Below are 19,323 nucleotides of genomic sequence, written 5' to 3'. Positions count from 1 at the left end.
TTTCAGGAGTCCGGGGCCACCCACCTCCCCCGGTTTGCCCGCGGTGCTGGCTAGGCTGCTGGAGACCGACGAGGAGGTTCCGGTGGGAGCACGCAATCAGGTTTTGATCTCCGCCGCCGAGTTGGCGGACATCATCTCGGCCGGCGATCCGGTGACCATTCTGGACGTGCGCTGGCGGGTCGACGATCCCGACGGGCGCGCGGCCCACCTGGACGGGCACATTCCCGGCGCGGTGTATGTCTCGCTCGACGATGACCTCAGCGACCACGCGGTGTCCGGCCGCGGCCGTCACCCGTTGCCGTCGGGACGCGGGCTGGAGGCCGCCGCGCGCCGGTGGGGAATCCGCCAGGACGGTTTGGTGGTGGTGTACGACGACTGGAATCGCGCCGGCTCCGCACGGGCATGGTGGGTGCTGTCCGCCGCCGGCATCGGCAACGTGCGCATTCTGGACGGCGGCCTGGCCGCGTGGCGCTCGGCCGGACACGGGCTCGAGACCGGTCCGGTCGATCCGGCGCCCGGGAATGTGACTGTGCCGCAGGATGATCTGTATGCCGGAAGCCGCCCCACACTGACGGCCGAGCGGGTCGCCGAAGGCACCGTGACGCTGCTTGATGCGCGGGCACCGGAGCGCTACCGCGGCGACGTGGAACCCCTCGATCCCGTCGCGGGCCACATCCCGGGGGCAAAGAATCTGCCCAGCGGTTCGGTCCTCGCGGCCGACGGCACCTTCCTGAGTGCCGATGCACTGGCACAACTGTTGTCCGAGCAGGCGATCGAACGTCATGATGCGGTCGCCGCCTACTGCGGCTCGGGCGTCACCGCCACGGTCACCATAGCCGCGCTGGCCGCGACGGGCCGGGAGGCCGCGTTGTATCCGGGGTCGTGGTCGGAGTGGAGCTCGGATCCGGACCATCCGGTGGAGCGCGGCGGCGCGTAGCCGCGCTCGTGCACCCGAGAGACCTTACGTCCGACGGACCGTGCGAGCGTGGATCTTTGGTAGCCTGTGGTGGATAGCGCCTAGGGTTCCGACTTTTTAAGTGCCTGGTCCGAGCGGCGCCACCGCGCCTCCCGACGGGACGCGGTCATCTGAACGGATAAAAGCCTGGAGGACCCCGGCCGGTGCGCCGCGCGCCGCCGAGAAGGTCCTTTCATGCTGGCTCTTTTCGTTCTCTTTCTCATCGCCCTGGCCGCCGGCGCGCTCGGCGGACTGGTAGGCACCGGATCGTCGCTGGTGCTGCTGCCCGCACTGGTCATGATGTACGGGCCGCGAATCGCCGTTCCCGTCATGGGCATTGCGGCCGTCATGGCCAATGTCGCCCGAGTTGCCGCGTGGTGGCAGCAGATTCGTTGGCGACCCGTGCTCGCCTATGCGCTGCCCGGAACTCCCGCTGCCGTGCTCGGCGCCAACACGTTGTTGAGCATCCCGCAAGAGGTGGTGGACGGGCTACTCGGCGTGTTTTTCCTCGCGATGATTCCGGTACGCAGGGTCGCGGCGGCTCGGCAATGGCGCGTGCGGCTCCGCCACCTGGCTATCGCCGGCGCCGTCGTCGGCTTCCTCACCGGGTTGGTCCTGTCCACTGGGCCGCTGAGCGTTCCCATCTTCGCGGGCTACGGACTCACCGGCGGTGCCTTTCTCGGGTCCGAGGCTGCCAGCGCCCTGGTGCTCTACGCCGGCAAGATCGGCACCTTCGGTCAGTTGGGTGCGCTCAACCTCGCCGTCGTAGCCCGTGGACTGGTCATCGGCGTTGCCTTGATGATCGGCCCCTTCGTCACGCGTTTCATCGTGCGCCGAGCCCATTCCCGTCACTACGCGATGCTGATCGACCTGGTGCTCGTCGTCGCCGCCCTCGGCATGTTCATCGCGACGGCAGGGTGCTGAAAGACGTTGGCGCGTGCAATTGCATCATCCCCGGGGCCATCGACATCGAGCAGTGGCACAACTGGTTGCAACGCACCACCCGCCGGAGGCACGGATGCGTTGGCCCCGATCGTCGAAGAGCGTTGGCGTTCAACGGCGGTGCGGCCCGTGTTCGCCGGGCCGCTGCGCAGCATGCAGCTGGGACGCCTGGCCCTAAGGCCGCCACCGGTTATGAGGAACAGCAGGTGTGGCCCGATTGGTCGGCGGGTCCGAACGTCTCGGAATCGGCCTTCACCGTATAGATCTCCCAACGTTCGCCGGCCGGACCGCTCACCCACACTTTGTCTTGAGTTGCGAAGCAACACGTGGTGTCGATTTCTTCGTCGGTCAGCAGGCCGGCCAGGGCGAGTCGCCTGCTCTGGGTGTGCACGGCGTCACTGGAGGTGACCTCGACGCCGAGGTGGTTGAGGCTGCCGCCGTGGCCGGGGTTTTCCAGCAACACCAATTTCAGCGGCGGCTCGTCGACGGCGAAGTTGGCGTAGCCGGGTTTGACCTTGGCGGGCTCAACGTCGAAAAGTCTGGTATAGAACGCGATTGCCTCGTCGAGATTGTCGACGTTGAGGGCGAGTTGAACACGGGACATGTTACCTTCCTTTCCCCGTGGGCATTTCGACCGTCATCGTTCCAAAGAGCCGTGGCCGCAGGGCCAGCGATACGTAGACCAACGCGACCAGGATCGGGACTTCGATAAGCGGTCCGACCACACCGGCCAGGGCCTGGCCGGACGCTGTGCCGTAGGTGGCGATGGCCACCGCGATCGCGAGTTCAAAGTTGTTGCCGGCAGCGGTGAATGCCAGGGTGGTGGTGCGGGCGTATCCGAGTCGCAGGAGGATTCCCAACCCGTATCCACCGGCCCACATGACCGCGAAATACACCAGTAACGGCAGGGCGATACGAGCCACATCCCATGGCCGGGAGGTGATCTGGCGACCTTGCAGCGCGAAAAGGATGACGATGGTAAAGAGCAAACCGTACAGCGCCCACGGGCCGATGCGGGGCAGGAAGCGACCCTCATACCAGCCGCGGCCCCTGGCGCGCTCACCGAGGCGCCGCGACAAGTATCCGGAGAGCAGCGGGATGCCCAAGAAGATGAGCACTGATTTCGCGATCCGCCAAGCGGATACGTCGATGCCGGTGGTGCTCAGCCCCAGCCACCCGGGCAGCACCGACAGGTAGAACCAGCCCAGAGCGGCGAACATGACAACCTGGAAGATCGAATTCAGCGCAACCAGAACCGCGGCGGCCTCGCGCTCCCCGCACGCGAGGTCATTCCAGATGATGACCATGGCGATGCAGCGCGCCAAACCCACGATGATCAGCCCGGTGCGGTATTCCGGCAGATCCGGCAGCATCAGCCACGCCAGGGCGAACATCACCGCGGGCCCGATCAACCAGTTCAGCACCACCGACGCCACCATCAGCCTGCGGTCACCGGTGACGCCGCCGAGCTGGTCGTAGCGCACCTTGGCCAGCACCGGGTACATCATCACCAGCAGGCCGATCGCGATCGGCAACGAGATGCCGCCGACCTCAACGGCGCTCACCGCCCGCCCAAGGCCCGGCACCGAGCGGCCGAGCAGCAGGCCCGCCACCATGGCGCTCGCGATCCATCCCGGCAAGAACCTCTCCAGCGTCGAAAGCCGGGGGCCCACCGCCGACTCTGTCCAGGCCTGGCTCATGACCCGCATTCCGCAGCCAGGCGCGCGTCGACACTCAGCACCGACGAAAGTTGTTGCAAGGCATGGGGAACCACCCAGTAGTACACCCATGTGCCACGCCGTTCGCAGTCCAACAGTCCCGCCGACCGCAACGTCTTCAAATGGTGGGAGATCGTCGGCTGTGACACGTCGAAAGTCTGGGAGATCTCGCAGACGCAGGCCTGGCCGCCGGGATGGCTGGCGATCAGGCTCAACAATCGCAGCCGCACCGGATCGCTGAGCGCCTTGAACATCGCCGCCAGCTCAGCGGCTTGCGGCTCGGCCAACGCGGCCGTCCCTAGGGCCGGGCAACATTCCGTGGGCGACTGATTCGACATGCATCTATATAAGCACATACCGAATCAGCGCGCCAGGGTGGAATTTTTCCCGTGCTCCGGCTTTAGTCAGGCAGGGGAAACTACCGAGACCTATAGTCCTCGTGACGACCTAGCCAAGGGGGGTGCCATGACCAAATCCGGCAATCACCGCGGCCGGCGGTGGTTAGCGCACGCGGCTTCCGCGCTCGGCCTGGTGGCGTTGGGAGCCGGCCTGGTAGCGTTGGGAGCCGGGCTGCCGGCGTGTTCGTCCAAGCACCAGGCCGCCGCCCCGAGCTCGGGCCCGGCCCTGGCGAGTACCACCGTCATGATCGACGGAAACAAGCACACGATGATCGCCGCCGTGGACTGCACGCGATCGGCGGCCCAACCGAATGCGTCTCCCCCGGAATCGGGCGACCTCACCACCCGGATCAGCGTGCACGACGATGCCGCGTCGGTGTCGCTGGCCGTCTCCGACGAGCAACCGCCCAACGTCGACGGCTTTGCCATTTCGCTCAAGCTGGCCAACGGGCAGTACCAATTGCCTTATCAGGGAACCAAATCGCCGACTCAGGTCCAAGCGACCAAGGACGGCAAGAGTTATACGGTGACCGGGACGGGCCAGGCGACCACGCCCGGCCACAGTAGTTTGCGGGACGTCACGTTCGGCATTCACGTGACGTGTCCGTAGGCAGGTAGTTGTCTGCCGTCACCGCCTCTGCGATGCTGACAACTTGGACATCTTCGCGCAGTGGCGAGGCAGCGGCGCCGAGCTGCGATGGCGCTCGACGACCGCGGCCAACGACGGTGCAGAGGTCGCGGTGTTCACCCTCCGCTGCGGTACTCCCGGCGCGCCCGCATTGGTGTTGGTGCACGGCTTTCCGACCAGCAGCATCGACTTTTTCGCGTTGGCGGGTGAACTGAACGCGGAGTTCGACATCTACCTGCTGGACTTTCCCGGCTACGGACTCTCGGACAAACCACCCGAGCCCTACGTGTACTCGCTGTACGACGACGCGCGCCTGCTCGTCCATGCGATCAGGCAGGTGTGGGGACTCACCGAATACCGCATGCTCACCCATGACCGCGGCAGCAGCGTCGGCATGATCGCGGCGGGCATCTTGGCCGCCCAGGATCCGCCGGCCGCACCCGTCGACCTGATCCTGACCAACGCCAACATCTACCTACCGCTGTCCAACCTCACCGCATTCCAGACCGCGCTGCTCGACCCCGCGACCGCGCGCGCCACCGCGGCGGTGACGACGCCCGAGATGCTGGCGGCCGGCATAGGCGCGAGCACGTTCATGCCGCGACGCACACTAAAAGACCCGGAGATCGCCGCCCTGGCGAAATGCTTTGCGCACAATGACGGAGTCCGGGTGCTGCCCGACACCATTCAATACCTGCACGAGCGCGCGGCCGACGAAATCCGTTGGCTGGAAGCGCTTTCCACCAGCGATGTCAACACGACGGTGGTGTGGGGAGTCCACGACAGCGTCGCACCGCTGCGGGTGCCCAATCATGTGTGGCAGACGTATCTGAGGAACAAGCCGGGCCGCAACCGCTACTGGGTGATTCCCGGCGCCGACCACTATCTGCAGTGCGACGCCCCGGGGCAACTGGCCCAGATCGTGCGCCTCACCGCGCGGGGCGACGGTATTCCGTTGCAGACCTTGGGGAATCAGCCCGACGGCGCGGTGTTGGTGGACCAAAGCGGCGTTTAGCCGCGCATCCCTCGTCGAGCGTCAAAGTAACTTCACATTCGGCGTCGAGCGTCAAACTAACTTCACGCTCGGCGGAAGTGCGCCGACCTACGGTGTGACGACGGGCAGCCGCGCCCACCCCCGCACGCTCGCGGTGTGCGCCCGCTGGGCGTTCGCGTAGTCGACTTCCCAGTCCGGCCAACGCTTCAGCACTTCCTCGAAGGCCACCCGCGCTTCGAGGCGGGCCAGCGCCGAACCCAGGCAGAAATGCAGACCCTGCCCGAAGCTGAGATGGCTTCCGCGGCGGTGGATGTCGTAGCGATCCGCATCCGGGAAATGGCTCTCGTCGCGGTTGGCCGACGCGTTCAGCAGCAGCATGAACGACCCCTCGGAAACCACGCGCCCATAGTGCTCGGCATCGCGTGCCACGTAGCGGGCCTGCACCGGTGACGGCGGCTCGTACCGCAGCGTCTCCTCGATCGCCCCGGGGATCAGCGACGGGTCCGCAACGAGTTCGCGGCGTTGATCCGGGTGATCGGACAACAATTGGCCCATGAAACCGATTAGCCGGGCGGTGGTTTCATTGCCGGCACCGGCGATCATCGCGGTGTAGGACAGCACCTCGGTCCGCGACAGGGGCCGACGCGTGCCGTCCGGCTCGTCGATCTCGGCCCGCAGCAACTCGGTCATCAGGTCGTCGGAGGGATGATCCGCTCGCCATTCGATGTACTCGGCAAACAGGGCAATGGAATTCGCGAACACATTGGCGTCGACCGCGGCGGGGTCGCTGTCGCTGGACAGTGCGATGTTGGCGACGCTGCGGTCGCGGATCTTTTCCTGATCGGCCTCGGGAATGCCCAAAAGGTATCCGATGGTCCGCATCGGCATCATCGCGCCGAGGTCGGCGATGAAATCGAACCCACCCTGTCCTACCAGCGGATCCAGCTCGCGGACACAGAACCCCCGCACCAGGTCCTCGACGGCCAGCATGCGCCGCGGCGTGAAAACCCGGGACAGCAGTTTGCGGTGCAAATCGTGCAGCGGCGGATCCTCGAACAGCAGAATGCCGGGCGGCACTTCGATGTTCGCGAACAGAATGTCGGCGGTGGTGCCGCGCCCCGACCGGTAGGTCTCCCAGTTCGGCAGTTCGCGCACCACGTCGTCGTAGCGGCTCAGCGCATAGAAGTTGTACTTCTCGTTGTAGTACAGCGGCGCCTCTTCGCGCATTCGCTTCCACACTGGGTATGGGTTGTCGTCGATCTCGACATCGAACGGGTCGTAGTACAACTCGACGGCGCTGGGGCTTGTCATCGTCGGATCCCTATCTCAGTCGTTGCGGTGCAAGAAGCCATGCAAGAGTGCTTGGACGAGTTCCTCAACGATCACCTCCCGCGGCGGTGGGGTGTTTCCAAAGTAGGTCGAACGCAGCGCGGCCATGCCGGCGATCATCGACACGGTCGAATGCGCCGGCAGGTCAGGATGATCGGACCGCAACCCCCGCAATTGCATGCCTTCGACGCTGATTTGGCCCAGCACCGTGACGGCCCGGCGGATCTCGGCGATACCGGCGTCCACCTTCTCGTCGTCGCTGAGACTCTCGGCGGCCATCAGGGTCAACAGCAGACCCTGATGTTCGACGAACATGTCGTAGAGCTTCGAGACGAACAGCCGGGTCAGCTCCCGCTCGTCGGTCTCCTCGGGGACCACCGACTGCCAGGTCTGGCCGAATTCGTCGACGAAGCTCACGAAGGGCACGACGAGGGCCTCGCGGAACAGTGCGGCCTTCGAACCGAAGTTGCGGAACAACAGGTGTTCGGTGACGTCGGCCGCCTGAGCGATTTCGCGTGTGGTCGTGCTGCGATAGTCCTGCCGGGCGAAAAGCTCTCGGGCGGCGTCGAGCAGCAGTCGGCGCGGCTCGCCGCGGGGCCGGCGCGTGACCGTCGCCGGTATCGGCTGCTTCGTTGCTCGCTGGGGCACCGATCTCCACTCCTATCGAAACCGTGTTTGGGATAGTATCCACTACCTTAAGGGGAAACCATCGAAAGGGTGACACCATGGGCGCTGTCATCATGCTTGGCACGTTGTTCGAGCTGATCGTGCTGATCTTCGGGCTGGTGATTCGATTCGATCCCGAGGCCCGGCGCGCGCCGGGCGACGAGGGACACCAGTGACCACCCAGATGACACCGGCGATGGCCGGGGCCCAATACTTTTCCTACGTCGCGAGCATCACGTTCTTGGTGATTGGGATTTACCTGAGTTACCGGCGCCGCCGCATCCACCCTCTGTTGCTACTCGGCATCTCGGCGATCTCGTTCTCCTGGATCGAGTCACCGTACGACTGGGCGATGTACGCGCAGTTCCCGCCCGCGCTGCCGCGCATGCCGTCCTGGTGGCCGTTGAACGTGACGTGGGGCGGGTTGCCGGTGGCGGTGCCGATCGGTTACGTCTCGTACTTCATCATTCCTGCCGCGACGGGGGCCGCCCTCGGACGCTGGCTGAGCGCAAAGTTCAACTGGCGCAGGCCGATTACCCTGCTCGCGGTCGGCCTCGTCGTCGGTGTCTGCTGGGCATTGTTTTTCAACGCGTTCACCGGCGCCCAGCTCGGCAACTTCTATTACGGCTACGTGATTCCCGGCCTCGCGATCTTCGAGGGGACCAAGCACCAGTACCCGCTGTACGACTCGCTGGCCATGGGCATCCAGATGATGCTGTTCACGTATCTGCTCGGCCGCACCGATGCCGAAGGGCGAAACGTCATCGATATCTGGGCGGACAAGAGGTCGAAGACCCGGGGCCAGTCCGCGGTGCTGTCGATCGTGGCCGCCATCGTCGTCGCACACGTGGTCTACGGCGCGGTGTTTGCGCCGCACCTGGTTACGAAGCTGGGCGGCTACGTCACCGCGGGGCCGACTGAGCAGCTGTACCCGGGCGTACCGAACCAACCCGAGTGAAAAGTAGCCGTCAGCCGAGCGCCTGCGGTAGCACCACTTCGCCCACCCGCTTGAGGTACGGCCACGCGCTGTCCGGCGGCAGCCCGCCGCACAGCGGTGACAGGTTGAGCACCTGACCGGCTTTGACGCGCGAAATCGCTTCTGGCACAGAGATGATCACGTGCGACGTGCCGGTCTCGCGGAGCTCGTCGATGGTGTTGACGTGCGAGAACCCGGCCGTCGTCTCGTCCCCGGGATTCCACGCGGCGTAGGTGCGCACGTCGTGCAGCAGATGCTCGCCGATCTCTTTCCACGCCTGGTCGACGTCGTCGGCGACGAACACCACCGAGGGCGTGTTGCGGTCGGGAAACATCGTCGGCCCGGGCTGGTGACCGTGCTCGCGGCAGGCCTCCTCGTAGGCCTCCTGCATGCCCGGCGCGTTCGCGTTGCCCAGCATGCCCAGTCCGTACCTGCCGGCCCGACGGGCCGCCGCGACCGTTCCGCCGCCCCACATCAGTCCCGGCCCGCCGGGAGTCAGCGGGCGGGGCGTCACGGTGACGCGCCGACCGTCCTCGACGACGGTCTCACCGGCGAGCAGTCGCCGCAGCAGCGCGAGTTTCTCGTCGCAGAGGCGACCACGCTTCTTGATCGGCACGCCGAAGTGCTCGAACTCCTCGGGCCGGTAGCCCAGGGCCAAGATGTACGACGCCCGCCCGTTGCTGATGATGTCGAGGACCGCCATGTCCTCGGCGAGGCGCACCGTTTCGTAGAACGGCAGGATCAGGATGAGGCTGAGCGCCAGGCGCTGGGTTCGCGCCGCTACCGCCGAGGCCAGCAGGAACGGTGACGGCAGGTAGCCGTCCTCGGACCCGTGGTGCTCACACAGCACGGCCGCCAGGCCGCCGTGCTCCTCGGCCCACGCGGACATTTCGGGCGCCGCGGCGTACAGATCGGCTGGGGGCGCGGCCCATTCGGGGTCGCGCATGTCGAAGCGCAGTGTGTACACGGCAAACTCCTAGGTGGCCTAATCTTGCTGGTGCACGTTACACCTTCAGTCGAAGGCGTAAAGCGGTGCGCCCCAGTGCGGGGCGCGGATGTCGAACCGAAGGGTGAACATCAGCAATCGCCGCCCATCCGATGAAATGCCCGCCTCTGAGCGACACGGGCGGGGGTCGCTGGTGCCCGCGGGGTCAACGCCGCCCCGAATTGTCGCTCGAAGGCGGGCAAAACACCGGTCGACCCTCACGGCGCCAGATTAACCTAAAATTTGTTCGCGAAGATAGTGTTCGCTTTTTAAACCCTTGACCGCGGGGATTCACGGTTGTAGTTTCCAACTCGACGCTGGGTGGACACCGGTGCTTGCGGTTGGCGTAAAGGCAACGGGCGCCGAGGCTTTCATCGTGTCCGCGCGGCGCACGCACCCAAGGAGGGACAAGACGCGCTGATCGCGGCCAAACCCGACTGCGTCATCTATGCGGCCAGCGGTCCGGGACGCGACGCACTGGCCATTCCCCACGTCAAGCTGCTCGAAGCCGGGATCAACGTCGTGACCACCAGCACCACGCGGTTGGTCAACCCGCACGCCTACTAGCTTGCCGAATGGCGCGACCAGCTGGTCGCCGGAGCGCAGCAGGGCCAGGCGTCGCTGTATGCGTCAGGAATCGAGCCGGGCTTCGCCGCCGACTATCTGCCGCTGGTGCTGTGACCGTCGAGGTCGGAACCTGCGGCGCGCTGCGGATGCAGGCGATCGGCGTGGTCGACGGTCGGGAAGCCATCGTCGAGCACGTGACCCGACTCACGCACGACGTTGCCCCCGACTGGCCGACCGGCATCGGCGATCTGTCCTACCGCGTGATGATTTCCGGCGCTCCGGACATCGACTGCACCGTGGCGGCGACGCTGAAGGATCTTGCGAAGGCCGGCATCGGCGCGATGACCTCCGGGGCGGGCGCCATGGTCGCCACCGCGATGCGCGTCGTCAACGCTGTGCCGTATGTCGTTGCCGCGCAGCCGGGATTGCTGAGTTCGGTGGACCTTCGGTTGACGATCCCGCAAAAGGCGTTTGTCGGCGGGTAGGTCCCGCCGGTTACTCTGCGGGCGTGAACAATCCGCTCGAGGAGCTCACGCTGGCCCAGCTGCGGCTTCGCACCAGCATGAAATGGCGCGCGCATCCCGCCGACGTCCTGCCCCTGTGGGTCGCCGAGATGGACGCCAACCTGGCGCCGACGGTGGCGCAGGCGCTGCGGAAGGCCATCGACGACGGCGACACCGGGTATCCCTGCGGCACCGCGCTGGCCGAAGCGGTCAGCCAGTTCGCGGCGCGGCATTGGCAGTGGCATGACCTCGACGTGAGCCGCACGGCGCTGGTTCCCGACGTCATGCTCGGTGTCGTCGAGGTGTTGCGCCTGCTGACCGATCGCGGCGACGCTGTCGTCGTCAATCCACCGGTCTATGCGCCGTTCTACGCTTTCGTTGCCCACGACGGCCGTCGGGTGGTCGAGGCGCCGCTGCGCGATGGGCGAATCGATCTGGGCGCCTTGGAGAATGCCTTCGCCCGGGCCCGTGCGGGGGCTCCCAAGGACGCAAAGGTCGCCTACCTGTTGTGCAATCCCCACAACCCGACCGGATCGGTGCATACCTCCGACGAACTGCGCAAAGTCGCCGAGCTCGCCCGGCGGTTCGGGGTGCGAGTGGTGTCCGACGAGATTCACGCGCCCGTCATCCTGCCGGGATCGCGCTTCACCCCCTTCCTCACCGTTCCCGGCGCCGAGAACGCCTTCGCCCTGACCTCGGCGTCAAAGGCCTGGAATCTGTCCGGTTTGAAAGCGGCCCTGGCCATCGCCGGACCGGAGGCGGTCGCCGACCTGAACCGGATGCCCGAGGAGGTCAGTCATGGTCCCAGCCATCTCGGCGTCATCGCCCACGCCGAGGCATTTCGCAGCGGCGATGACTGGCTCGACGCGACCCTGCGGGGCCTGGACGAGAACCGGACATTGCTGGGCGAGCTGGTCGCCGAATACCTTCCGGGAGTGAAATACCAATGGCCGCAAGGTACCTACCTCGCGTGGCTGGATTGCCGGGAACTCGGTTTCGAAGAAGAGGCCGCCGACGGCCTGGCGGTGGTTGCCGATTTGTCCGGGCCCGCCCGCTGGTTCCTCGATCACGCGCGGGTGGCGCTCAGTTCCGGCCACGTGTTCGGAACCGGCGGAACCGGACACGTGCGATTGAACTTCGCCACCTCGCGAGCCATTCTCAGCGAGGCCCTGTCGCGAATGGGCCGCGCCTTAGCCGACGCACGATAGTGGATCATACCGGGTCACAAGCGGTTTGGGCTAGGCGGCACCCCGGCCCAGGTTGCGGAATCCTTGGGCGGGCTCCTTCATGCCGAGCGTGAACGGCAGGGTGTCGATCTCGAACTTCGTCGTCACACCGAGTCGGCGAAGGAAGCTGCGCCGGGGCGCCGCGGCGGGAACCTGCAACGACGCGAGGTCGATGTAGTGCGTCGACGTTTCGCCGATGTCGTCGAAGACGTGCACCAACGGTAGGCACAATCCACGCATCTGCTCGTCCAGGCATGCGGCGACGGGATCGGTCATGAGCACGTATTCGGGAACCGGCACCATGTTTTTGAGCATCCGGTGCACCAGGATGACGTCGAAGCCGGCCAACTCGGTGTGGCGCTTCACCTTCTGGTCGGCCACCTCGCCCACGTGCACGACGAACTTGAGCGATAAATTCTCAAGCTGTTCACAACTCGCGCACTGGCAGGCGATGTCGTTTTTCATCCGCTCGCGCCGCTGCAGGAACGCCGCACGCATCCGTGACAGCCGGTCGCACACGACCACTTTGGCGTGGCTGTCCGGTGCCCAGAAAAACGCGGCGTCACCCTCGAGTTTGGCCAGCTTCAAACCCTTGCCCGCGTTGATGACCGACTCCAACAGGCCCGCAACCGTCAGCTGGGCATGGGCAAGGTGCGTCCGGTTCCACTGCATGTAATGCGTGTACCCGCCGATGTCGGCGATGAGCAGAACCGCGCGCCGAATTGCCATGAATAAGCCATTTTAATAGCCCTTTGGGCCCAGCTCAATGAATCTGCCACTAGACGAACTCGCGCCGGCGAGAGAGGCTAGCAGAGGTGCCGGTTCACCGGAGGAGCTGAATATGCATGTGCTGCGAACCCCGGACTCCCGATTCGAAAACCTGGAGGGCTACCCGTTCGTTGGGCACTATCTTGACGTAACCGCAAGCGACACCCGCCCGCTTCGCATGCATTACCTTGACGAGGGCGCCATCGAGGGACCGCCAATCGTGCTGTTGCACGGCGAGCCCACGTGGAGCTACCTCTACCGCACGATGATCCCGCCGCTGACCGACGCCGGTAACCGGGTGTTGGCGCCCGATCTGATCGGTTTCGGCCGTTCGGACAAGCCCAGCCGGGTCGAGGACTACACCTACCAGCGCCACGTCGAATGGGTCATCTCGTGGTTCGAGCACCTCAACCTCAGGGACGTCACGCTGTTCGTGCAGGACTGGGGATCGCTGATCGGGCTGCGCATCGCCGCCGAGCAGTCCGACCGCGTCGGGCGGCTGGTGGTGGCCAACGGCTTCCTCCCCACGGCGCAACGGCGCACCCCGCCGGCCTTCTACGCCTGGCGTGCCTTCGCGCGCTACTCCCCCGTGCTGCCCGCGGGCCGCATCGTCAGCGCCGGGACCGTTCGCCGGGTGCCGTCGAAAGTCCGGGCCGGCTACGACGCGCCCTTCCCCGACAAGACCTATCAGGCCGGGGCCCGCGCGTTCCCCCGGTTGGTGCCCACTTCACCCACCGATCCGGCCATCCCGGCCAACAGGAAAGCGTGGGATGCGCTCGGCCGGTGGGAAAAGCCCTTCCTCGCGATCTTCGGGGCCCGCGATCCCATCCTGGGGCAGGCGGACAGCGCCCTGATCAAGCACATCCCCGGGGCCGCGGGCCAGCCACACGCCCGCATCAACGCCAGCCATTTCATCCAGGAGGACCGCGGACCCGAACTGGCCGAACGCATCCAGTCCTGGCAGCAGGCCTGGCTCTGAGAGCGCGGGTGGTGCTGACACCGCCCCGCAAGACGACATCGAGGTCGAGCGCGGACTTCGTCGCCTGTAGGGCGATCAAGGTGAACCGGTTCATTGTCGAACTGGACCAACAACCCGGAAGAACTGTGCCAGCCGATGATTATCTTGTAGGATGACGGTTTGGCGCTAATCACGGTGGGCGCGTAATGCCCTGCGGCGCATATATTTAGGCAATCAAGGAGCTATCGTCGTGGGGTTTGCAAGCTCATGAGTGAACACCACTCCGGCATCGCCGAACTCGACGAACGAATCCCGTTTCTGCTCGCGCAACTGGGCGCTCACATCAGCACCGACTTCCAGCGCCGACTTGCCCCGATAGGGGCCGACCCTCGCACATATGCGGTTCTGCTGGCACTGGCCAGCACCGACGGCCAATCCCAGCGTCAGCTTTCCGAGCGTCTCGGGATCCACCGGAATGCCATGGTTTCAGTCATCGACCACCTTGAGCAGCGCGGGCTCGCAAAGCGGTTACCGCACCCCGAGGATCGGCGCGCGGTCGCCGTCACCCTGACTGCCAAGGCCCGCCGCCTACTGCCGGCGCTAAGCGACCAGGCCCGTGTGCTCGAAGACGAGATAACCGAGCCGCTGTCGTCGAAGGAACGCGCCGCACTGCGGCGCCTTCTCCAGCGCGTCGCCGCGGGCGCGGGCCTGATCCCGGGAGTGCACCCGCAATTGGCGTGATCGCCACGCGCTGACCAAGCGGCGGGCGTGACGAGGCGGAGCACTCGTCGCGCCCGCTTCCTTTTTGCCGTATCTGGGTGTGACGCAGCGGTGCATGCTGCCGCGGGCGTATCGATCTGGCGAGACGCGTGATAATCATTTATTATGATCATCACTACCAGTGATTGATTTGGAGTAAGCGATGGAATGCATCGGGCGTGAGGTGATCGTTTCCACGACCGAGCGCACCCCCACCCTGTGGCAGATGGTGCGCCAAGAGGCCCTGCCCGCCAAAGACTCTGGCTCGGTACCGATACCCGGGCCACTCGGATGAGCCGCCTACGCTGAGGAAAACACGATGCATACCGCATATTTGGTCGTGACGTTCGTTGCGATCGCCTTCGATGGATTCTCGGGCATCGCGGCGCTGGTCCACTTCGCGCCGATCCTGCCCGGGATGCAGAGCGCGGGGGTGCCGGTGTCGTGGCTGACATTTCCCATCGGCACCCTGAAAACACTGGGAACCGTGGGACTCATTGTCGGCCTGTGGATTCCCGCGATCGGCATCGCCGCCGCTGCGGGACTGGTCGTCTTCTTCGTGTGCGCCGTCTACACGCACGCGCTTGCCCACGACATCAGCGGTCAGATGATGTTCGGCGGATTCCTGCTGGCTCTGAACTGTGCCGCCCTCGGTGTGGCGATTGCCGCTCACCCGGCAGTGCTGTGAACGCGCGCGCGTACCACGAGTTCAAGGTGGTGAGGAACGTCTCCCGGGCCGACCATCGTCTCCCGGTCGGGTCGGCGCGCAGTGGTCCGCCACCACAACGCCTTACCGGTTCCCGTTGCGGTGCACCTGCACGGCGGTCACACCCCGCCCGACAGTGACGGCTACCCGCTCGACCTCATCGAGCCGCATACCGCCCACGCCGTCGCCGGCAACGGCGGCATGCACTCGGGCATGCCACGCAACTCCGTTGTCGGACAACGCGAATACGTCTTTCCCATGCAGCAACGCGCGGCGACGCTGTGGTATCACGACCATCGGATGGGCTACACCGGCCAAGCCGTCTGGCGAGGGCTCGCCGGGTTTCACATCGTCCACGACGATGAAGAGCAGCACCTCCCGCTGCCGAGAGGCCATCGCGACATTCCGCTGATATCACCGATCGATCGTTTGCGGCCGACGGCTCGTTTCACTACCCGCTCACCGACGATGGTGACGTCGCCGCCCCCTACATGAACGGTGTGCTCGGGGACGTCGTGCTGGTCAACGGCGCGCCATGGCCATTGCTGGACACCGATCCCGTGTGGTATCGCTTCCGGGTGCTCGACGCCTCCAACGCCCGCCGCTACCGACTGCAGCTTGATCCGCCGCCGCCCGCTCATCACCACTCACCCAAATCGGCAGTAACGGTAGCCTTCTGGCCGCCCGCTCACCCATGACGCGATCGAGATCGCGCCAGCAGTCCGGTCATGAACATGCTCAGCAGGCCGTCGCGAACGCGGTAGGACCGCGGGAAAGCCCGTCATGCAGGATCTCGCCGAGCGGGGTCGGTGCCAGGCCGAATGTACGCTCGGTCTCCGAGGAGTCCATCATGAACGGCTTTTGCAGCTGGTACTGCATCTCGGGCAACTCCCGGATTACCTTGGAGCCCAAGGCCGCCGAAGCCAGCAACCAGCCCGGCATGCGGCGCAGTTTGGGGGCCCCTACTCGCGCGCAGCCGGCCAGTACCGTCGCCAACTGACGCGGCGACACCGCGGCATTGGTCGGGACGTGCCACGCCCGTCCCCAGCTATGCTCCTCGGCGCCGATGGCGATCAGGGCGCGCGCCGCATCGACAGTGCCGGTCCAGCTGTGGGGCGCATCGAGGTCGGCGGGAAACAGCGCCGTCTTGCCGGCAAGGACCTTGGGCGCGACCATGATCGTGAACACCGACATGGCGCCGCGGCCGATGAAATCGCTGGCGCGAACCTCGGTTACCCGAACCCGACCCGCATCATGGGCGGCTTTCGCCTGCATCCAGACCTTCTCGCGCAGTTCGCCTTTGATGGTATTCGGGGCCAGTGGTAGGTCCTCGGTGATCGGCCCCGCGACGGGGCCATAACCGTACAGGTTGCCCAACATGACGTAGTCGGTCCCCGCCGCGATCGCGGCGTTGAGCATGCCCGACGCGAGGGCGGGCAACTGCGTGCGCCACAAGTGATACGGCGGCACCGCACAGTTGTACAGGGTGGCGGCACCGGCGAGCACACCCACGAGGTCGTCGGCCTTCGCGGCGTCAACCGCGACCCGCCGGATCCGCGGATGACTCGGACCGCAACCGCGGCGAGTGACCAGCCGCACCTCATGACCGGCGTCTGCCAGGATCTCGGCGGTCGCTACGCCCGCACCGCCCGCTCCGACAACAACTTTCACGGACATGTATCTCCTTCGGATCGCCAGAACCCCACTATTGGTGGAAGCGGCTACACTGCGCTAGTGGCATAAATGCCATAGTTAGGGAGGTTCTGGCCATGCGCCAGGTTGCGGTAATCGCCGTTCCGCCAGTCGGAGCGTTCGAACTCTCCATCCCCGACCTGCTCTTCGGCGGCGTGGAGATCGGCGGGCGGCCGGCCTACGCCGTCCGCACCTGCACCCCGGCGCCCGGGCGGGTGGCCACGCGAGGCGGGTTCGACGTAATCGTCCCAGGCTCTTTGGAGATGATCGGCCTGGCCGACACCGTTCTGGTGACCGGAACGGGCGCCCGCGACGTCGCGCCCGAACTGGTGTCCGCGTTGCGGGGTGCCGCACGTCGCGGTGCGCGGATCGCGTCGATCTGCACCGGCGCATTCGTACTGGCGGAGGCAGGCTTGCTAGACGGGCGATGCGCGACGACCAATTGGCGCTACGCCGCGGAGCTCGCGCAACGCTATCCTCGCGTGCAGGTGCGGCCCGAAGTGCTGTTCGTCGAGGATGGTTCGATCGTCACCTCGGCGGGACTTGCCGCCGGAATCGATCTGTGTCTGCACCTCATTCGTACGGATCACGGTGCGGCAGTGGCCAATACCGTCGCCCGTTTGGCCGTCGTCGCCCCGGTGCGGCCGGGCGGACAAGCACAGTTCGTCAGCGCGGCAGTCCCCGCGGGGGCGCCCACCAGCTTGGGTCAAACGCGCGCTTGGGCCCTGGCAAGGATTCAGGACAAGCTCACGCTCGCCGACCTGGCTGGACATGCCAACGTCAGCATCCGCACGCTGAATCGGCGCTTCCGGGCTGAGACCGGACTCAGCCCACTGCAATGGCTGCTGCAACTGCGAATAGACCGCGCGCGTGAACTGTTGGAGACCACCGACCTGCCGGTCGGCGTCATCGCCGACCGTAGCGGGCTGGGCTCCGTCGACTCGCTGCGCGACCATTTCATCCACAAGACCGGCCTGACGCCGAGCGCCTATCGCGCCGCATTTACGCACTCCCCCAAGCAAACAGAGAACGTCACGGCGCGGAAGTGAGCCGCTCCCGGTGGACGTCGCCGGGCGATGACCTCAGCGCGTGGCTGCGAGTACGGCGTCCGCCAGTTCGGGCCGGCAGACCACCAGATCCGGCAGCTTTGGATCGGGTTGGTTGTAGGCCAGGGCGGACCCGTCGATGCGAGAGGTGTGCAATCCGGCGGCCCGTGCCACCGCCACCGGCGCGGCGGAGTCCCATTCGAACTGGCCGCCGGCGTGCACGTACACGTCCGACAACCCCTGGACGATCGAGGCGACTTTGGCTCCCGCGGAGCCCATTTCCACCAGGACGCCGTCCAGCGCATCCTTCACATTCAGGGCGATGGCGGGCGGGCGGGTGCGCGATACCACGATGCGCGGCTTGCCCGGGACGGCAGGAGGCGAGGCAACGTCGGGAGTCGCCAAGGTAATGCCTTGTGCCGGTAGCGCCACGGCGCCGGCGACCAATTCACCCGCCTCCCAGAGCGCGACGTGCACGGCCCAGTCATCGCGTCCCAGCTCGGAGAACTCCCGGGTGCCATCCAGCGGATCGACGATCCAGACGCGGTCCGAGCGCAGTCGCACGGGGTCATCGGCGCCCTCTTCGGACAGCACCGCGTCATCGGGCCGCTCGGCGGCCAACGCATCCATCAGAAAATCGTGGGACCGCTTGTCGCCCGCGGCTTTCCGTTCAGCGGCTTCCGCTTGCGCGAACTCCTCTCGAACGCCGAGTAACAACCGACCGGCCTCGGCGGCCAACCGTGCGGCCAGATCATGGTCATTCATCGGCATCCGCGGAACCCTTCAAATCTTGGTAGCGATGACCAACTTTACCCTGTCATGCGCGGAGACGGACAGCAGCCCGCCGGCAAAAAGTTTGACCCGTAATCTAGTGAGCGTGAGCGGCAACGCCAACGTCCCATTATCAAGGCGGTTGCGGCACACCTCGCGGGGGCGATTGATCGGGGCCGGGATTGTCGCGGCCGCGGCGCTGGCCGGGGTCCTCGCCGTGGTGGGCGTGCACCTGAGCCAGGGCCATCAGAGCGCGATGGCGCCCAGCAGCCAGCCGTCGCAGTCCGCGCCGGAGAGCTTCGCCATCCCGGGCTGCTATAACCCGTCCGTTCCACCAGTCGCGCGTCCGAAGAAGCTCAACGTCCTGGGCTGCGCCAGTGTGGCCGTTGCGCTGCAAAACATGTCGTGGACTTCCTGGGGACCGCAGGGCGCCGACGGCACCGGCACGGCGGTGTTCAAGCTCTGCGACCCGAATTGCGCGACGGGATCTCAGCTGACCGAACCGGTCGTCGTACACGCATGGAACCCGCAGCCGCCGCGCCGCGAAGCCATCTGCCAGTCCGGCTTGAAGATCTACGCCGATATGATCCTGGCCTTCCCCAAGGACGTTCCACCGCCGAGCGTGCAGAAAATGAACACCCAGTACAACGGCGAGCCGGCCGTGCACTTCGCCAACTACTCGAGCGGCGACACGCGCGGCACCCAATTCATCGGCTACACGTTCTGCAATTAGCCG

At 65.9% G+C, this 19,323-nt stretch carries 20 protein-coding genes and 3 pseudogenes; 14 read left to right on the top strand and 9 right to left on the bottom strand.

Annotated elements, in window-relative coordinates:
- Window positions 1-82: 82 nt before the first annotated feature.
- Entirely contained in the window at window positions 83-937 is an 855-nt protein-coding gene (locus BST14_RS15425) for a sulfurtransferase (protein WP_083065229.1), read from the top strand.
- 213 nt (window positions 938-1,150) lie between these two features.
- Entirely contained in the window at window positions 1,151-1,879 is a 729-nt protein-coding gene (locus tag BST14_RS15420; protein ID WP_083065214.1) for a sulfite exporter TauE/SafE family protein, read from the top strand.
- 208 nt (window positions 1,880-2,087) lie between these two features.
- Here BST14_RS15420 and BST14_RS15415 read toward each other — a convergent pair whose 3' ends face one another.
- From BST14_RS15415 to BST14_RS15405, 3 genes and pseudogenes are all read right to left on the bottom strand, one after another.
- Complete coding sequence (locus tag BST14_RS15415) at window positions 2,088-2,501, bottom strand: ArsI/CadI family heavy metal resistance metalloenzyme (protein WP_083065213.1); 414 nt, start codon at window positions 2,499-2,501, stop codon at window positions 2,088-2,090.
- Window positions 2,502-2,541: 40 nt separating this feature from the next.
- Window positions 2,542-3,606, bottom strand: a pseudogene (gene arsB / locus BST14_RS15410) (ACR3 family arsenite efflux transporter); the annotation flags it as partial.
- Window positions 3,594-3,953, bottom strand: a complete 360-nt coding sequence (locus BST14_RS15405) for an ArsR/SmtB family transcription factor (RefSeq protein WP_083065211.1) — start codon at window positions 3,951-3,953, stop codon at window positions 3,594-3,596. The pseudogene arsB and the gene BST14_RS15405, both read right to left, overlap by 13 nt.
- 127 nt (window positions 3,954-4,080) lie before the next feature.
- Between BST14_RS15405 and BST14_RS15400 the strand changes: the two genes are divergently transcribed.
- Together BST14_RS15400 and BST14_RS15395 are read left to right on the top strand one after the other, a co-directional pair.
- Entirely contained in the window at window positions 4,081-4,623 is a 543-nt protein-coding gene (locus tag BST14_RS15400; RefSeq protein ID WP_083065210.1) for a lipoprotein LpqH, read from the top strand.
- Window positions 4,624-4,666: 43 nt separating this feature from the next.
- On the top strand, window positions 4,667-5,656 hold the full coding sequence (locus BST14_RS15395; protein ID WP_083065209.1) for an alpha/beta fold hydrolase: 990 nt from the start codon (window positions 4,667-4,669) through the stop codon (window positions 5,654-5,656).
- Window positions 5,657-5,743: 87 nt separating this feature from the next.
- On the opposite strand, the gene BST14_RS15390 is transcribed toward BST14_RS15395, so the two are convergent.
- Both BST14_RS15390 and BST14_RS15385 read right to left on the bottom strand, forming a co-directional pair.
- Window positions 5,744-6,946: a cytochrome P450 gene (locus BST14_RS15390; protein ID WP_083065208.1), complete on the bottom strand. Its 1,203-nt coding sequence runs from the start codon at window positions 6,944-6,946 to the stop codon at window positions 5,744-5,746.
- Between the two features lie 15 nt (window positions 6,947-6,961).
- Window positions 6,962-7,612 carry a TetR/AcrR family transcriptional regulator gene (locus tag BST14_RS15385; protein WP_083065207.1) on the bottom strand — a complete coding sequence of 217 codons (651 nt, stop codon included), beginning with the start codon at window positions 7,610-7,612 and terminating at the stop codon, window positions 6,962-6,964.
- Window positions 7,613-7,802: 190 nt separating this feature from the next.
- Between BST14_RS15385 and BST14_RS15380 the strand changes: the two genes are divergently transcribed.
- Window positions 7,803-8,588, top strand: a complete 786-nt coding sequence (locus tag BST14_RS15380; protein ID WP_083065206.1) for a spirocyclase AveC family protein — start codon at window positions 7,803-7,805, stop codon at window positions 8,586-8,588.
- Between the two features lie 10 nt (window positions 8,589-8,598).
- Here the strand turns inward: BST14_RS15380 and BST14_RS15375 are convergent, their stop codons facing one another.
- Complete coding sequence (locus BST14_RS15375; protein ID WP_083065205.1) at window positions 8,599-9,573, bottom strand: LLM class flavin-dependent oxidoreductase; 975 nt, start codon at window positions 9,571-9,573, stop codon at window positions 8,599-8,601.
- A gap of 429 nt (window positions 9,574-10,002) precedes the next feature.
- Between BST14_RS15375 and BST14_RS15370 the strand changes: the two are divergent.
- Window positions 10,003-10,643: pseudogene (locus BST14_RS15370) on the top strand (dihydrodipicolinate reductase); the annotation flags it as partial.
- Between the two features lie 77 nt (window positions 10,644-10,720).
- Window positions 10,721-11,869 (top strand): MalY/PatB family protein, encoded by a 1,149-nt coding sequence (locus BST14_RS15365; protein WP_083065228.1) that lies wholly within the window; start codon window positions 10,721-10,723, stop codon window positions 11,867-11,869.
- 30 nt (window positions 11,870-11,899) lie between these two features.
- Here BST14_RS15365 and BST14_RS15360 read toward each other — a convergent pair whose 3' ends face one another.
- On the bottom strand, window positions 11,900-12,616 hold the full coding sequence (locus tag BST14_RS15360; protein WP_083065204.1) for a DUF2652 domain-containing protein: 717 nt from the start codon (window positions 12,614-12,616) through the stop codon (window positions 11,900-11,902).
- A 112-nt stretch (window positions 12,617-12,728) separates the two neighbouring features.
- Between BST14_RS15360 and BST14_RS15355 the strand changes: the two genes are divergently transcribed.
- The 5 genes and pseudogenes from BST14_RS15355 (at window position 12,729) to BST14_RS30995 (ending at window position 15,776) form a co-directional block, all read left to right on the top strand.
- The gene (locus BST14_RS15355) at window positions 12,729-13,634 is read left to right on the top strand and encodes a haloalkane dehalogenase (RefSeq protein ID WP_083065203.1); all 906 of its coding nucleotides are present in this window, start codon (window positions 12,729-12,731) and stop codon (window positions 13,632-13,634) included.
- Window positions 13,635-13,880: 246 nt separating this feature from the next.
- Window positions 13,881-14,354 (top strand): MarR family winged helix-turn-helix transcriptional regulator, encoded by a 474-nt coding sequence (locus tag BST14_RS15350; RefSeq protein ID WP_083065202.1) that lies wholly within the window; start codon window positions 13,881-13,883, stop codon window positions 14,352-14,354.
- A 337-nt stretch (window positions 14,355-14,691) separates the two neighbouring features.
- Window positions 14,692-15,060, top strand: coding sequence for a DoxX family protein (locus BST14_RS15345; protein ID WP_083065201.1), 369 nt, complete (start codon window positions 14,692-14,694; stop codon window positions 15,058-15,060).
- A gap of 45 nt (window positions 15,061-15,105) precedes the next feature.
- A pseudogene (locus tag BST14_RS31000) lies at window positions 15,106-15,573 on the top strand (multicopper oxidase domain-containing protein); the annotation flags it as partial.
- Window positions 15,570-15,776 carry a cupredoxin domain-containing protein gene (locus BST14_RS30995; RefSeq protein ID WP_245845413.1) on the top strand — a complete coding sequence of 69 codons (207 nt, stop codon included), beginning with the start codon at window positions 15,570-15,572 and terminating at the stop codon, window positions 15,774-15,776. The pseudogene BST14_RS31000 and the gene BST14_RS30995, both read left to right, overlap by 4 nt.
- A gap of 40 nt (window positions 15,777-15,816) precedes the next feature.
- On the opposite strand, the gene BST14_RS15335 is transcribed toward BST14_RS30995, so the two are convergent.
- Window positions 15,817-16,749 (bottom strand): NAD-dependent epimerase/dehydratase family protein, encoded by a 933-nt coding sequence (locus tag BST14_RS15335; RefSeq protein ID WP_245845412.1) that lies wholly within the window; start codon window positions 16,747-16,749, stop codon window positions 15,817-15,819.
- A gap of 98 nt (window positions 16,750-16,847) precedes the next feature.
- Here BST14_RS15335 and BST14_RS15330 point away from each other — a divergent pair, with 98 nt between their 5' ends.
- Window positions 16,848-17,819: a GlxA family transcriptional regulator gene (locus BST14_RS15330; RefSeq protein ID WP_083065199.1), complete on the top strand. Its 972-nt coding sequence runs from the start codon at window positions 16,848-16,850 to the stop codon at window positions 17,817-17,819.
- Between the two features lie 33 nt (window positions 17,820-17,852).
- On the opposite strand, the gene BST14_RS15325 is transcribed toward BST14_RS15330, so the two are convergent.
- Window positions 17,853-18,581, bottom strand: a complete 729-nt coding sequence (locus BST14_RS15325) for a 3'(2'),5'-bisphosphate nucleotidase CysQ (protein WP_083065227.1) — start codon at window positions 18,579-18,581, stop codon at window positions 17,853-17,855.
- Between the two features lie 172 nt (window positions 18,582-18,753).
- Here BST14_RS15325 and BST14_RS15320 point away from each other — a divergent pair, with 172 nt between their 5' ends.
- Window positions 18,754-19,320, top strand: coding sequence for a hypothetical protein (locus BST14_RS15320; RefSeq protein ID WP_083065226.1), 567 nt, complete (start codon window positions 18,754-18,756; stop codon window positions 19,318-19,320).
- Window positions 19,321-19,323: the final 3 nt, after the last annotated feature.

This window comes from Mycobacterium arosiense ATCC BAA-1401 = DSM 45069 (genome assembly GCF_002086125.1).
Lineage (GTDB): Bacteria > Actinomycetota > Actinomycetes > Mycobacteriales > Mycobacteriaceae > Mycobacterium > Mycobacterium arosiense.
This window is presented reverse-complemented; position numbering and strand designations above follow the sequence as displayed.

Excerpts from the sequence above, each read along its gene's own strand:
- BST14_RS15420 (WP_083065214.1), top strand. The coding sequence starts at position 1,151 with ATGCTGGCTCTTTTCGTTCTCTTTCTCATCGCCCTGGCCGCCGGCGCG.
- BST14_RS15415 (WP_083065213.1), bottom strand. The coding sequence starts at position 2,501 with ATGTCCCGTGTTCAACTCGCCCTCAACGTCGACAATCTCGACGAGGCA.
- BST14_RS15405 (WP_083065211.1), bottom strand. The coding sequence starts at position 3,953 with ATGTCGAATCAGTCGCCCACGGAATGTTGCCCGGCCCTAGGGACGGCC.
- BST14_RS15400 (WP_083065210.1), top strand. The coding sequence starts at position 4,081 with ATGACCAAATCCGGCAATCACCGCGGCCGGCGGTGGTTAGCGCACGCG.
- BST14_RS15390 (WP_083065208.1), bottom strand. The coding sequence starts at position 6,946 with ATGACAAGCCCCAGCGCCGTCGAGTTGTACTACGACCCGTTCGATGTC.
- BST14_RS15365 (WP_083065228.1), top strand. The coding sequence starts at position 10,721 with ATGAAATGGCGCGCGCATCCCGCCGACGTCCTGCCCCTGTGGGTCGCC.
- BST14_RS15360 (WP_083065204.1), bottom strand. The coding sequence starts at position 12,616 with ATGGCAATTCGGCGCGCGGTTCTGCTCATCGCCGACATCGGCGGGTAC.
- BST14_RS15355 (WP_083065203.1), top strand. The coding sequence starts at position 12,729 with ATGCATGTGCTGCGAACCCCGGACTCCCGATTCGAAAACCTGGAGGGC.
- BST14_RS15350 (WP_083065202.1), top strand. The coding sequence starts at position 13,881 with ATGAGTGAACACCACTCCGGCATCGCCGAACTCGACGAACGAATCCCG.
- BST14_RS15345 (WP_083065201.1), top strand. The coding sequence starts at position 14,692 with ATGCATACCGCATATTTGGTCGTGACGTTCGTTGCGATCGCCTTCGAT.
- BST14_RS30995 (WP_245845413.1), top strand. The coding sequence starts at position 15,570 with ATGAACGGTGTGCTCGGGGACGTCGTGCTGGTCAACGGCGCGCCATGG.
- BST14_RS15330 (WP_083065199.1), top strand. The coding sequence starts at position 16,848 with ATGCGCCAGGTTGCGGTAATCGCCGTTCCGCCAGTCGGAGCGTTCGAA.
- BST14_RS15325 (WP_083065227.1), bottom strand. The coding sequence starts at position 18,581 with ATGAATGACCATGATCTGGCCGCACGGTTGGCCGCCGAGGCCGGTCGG.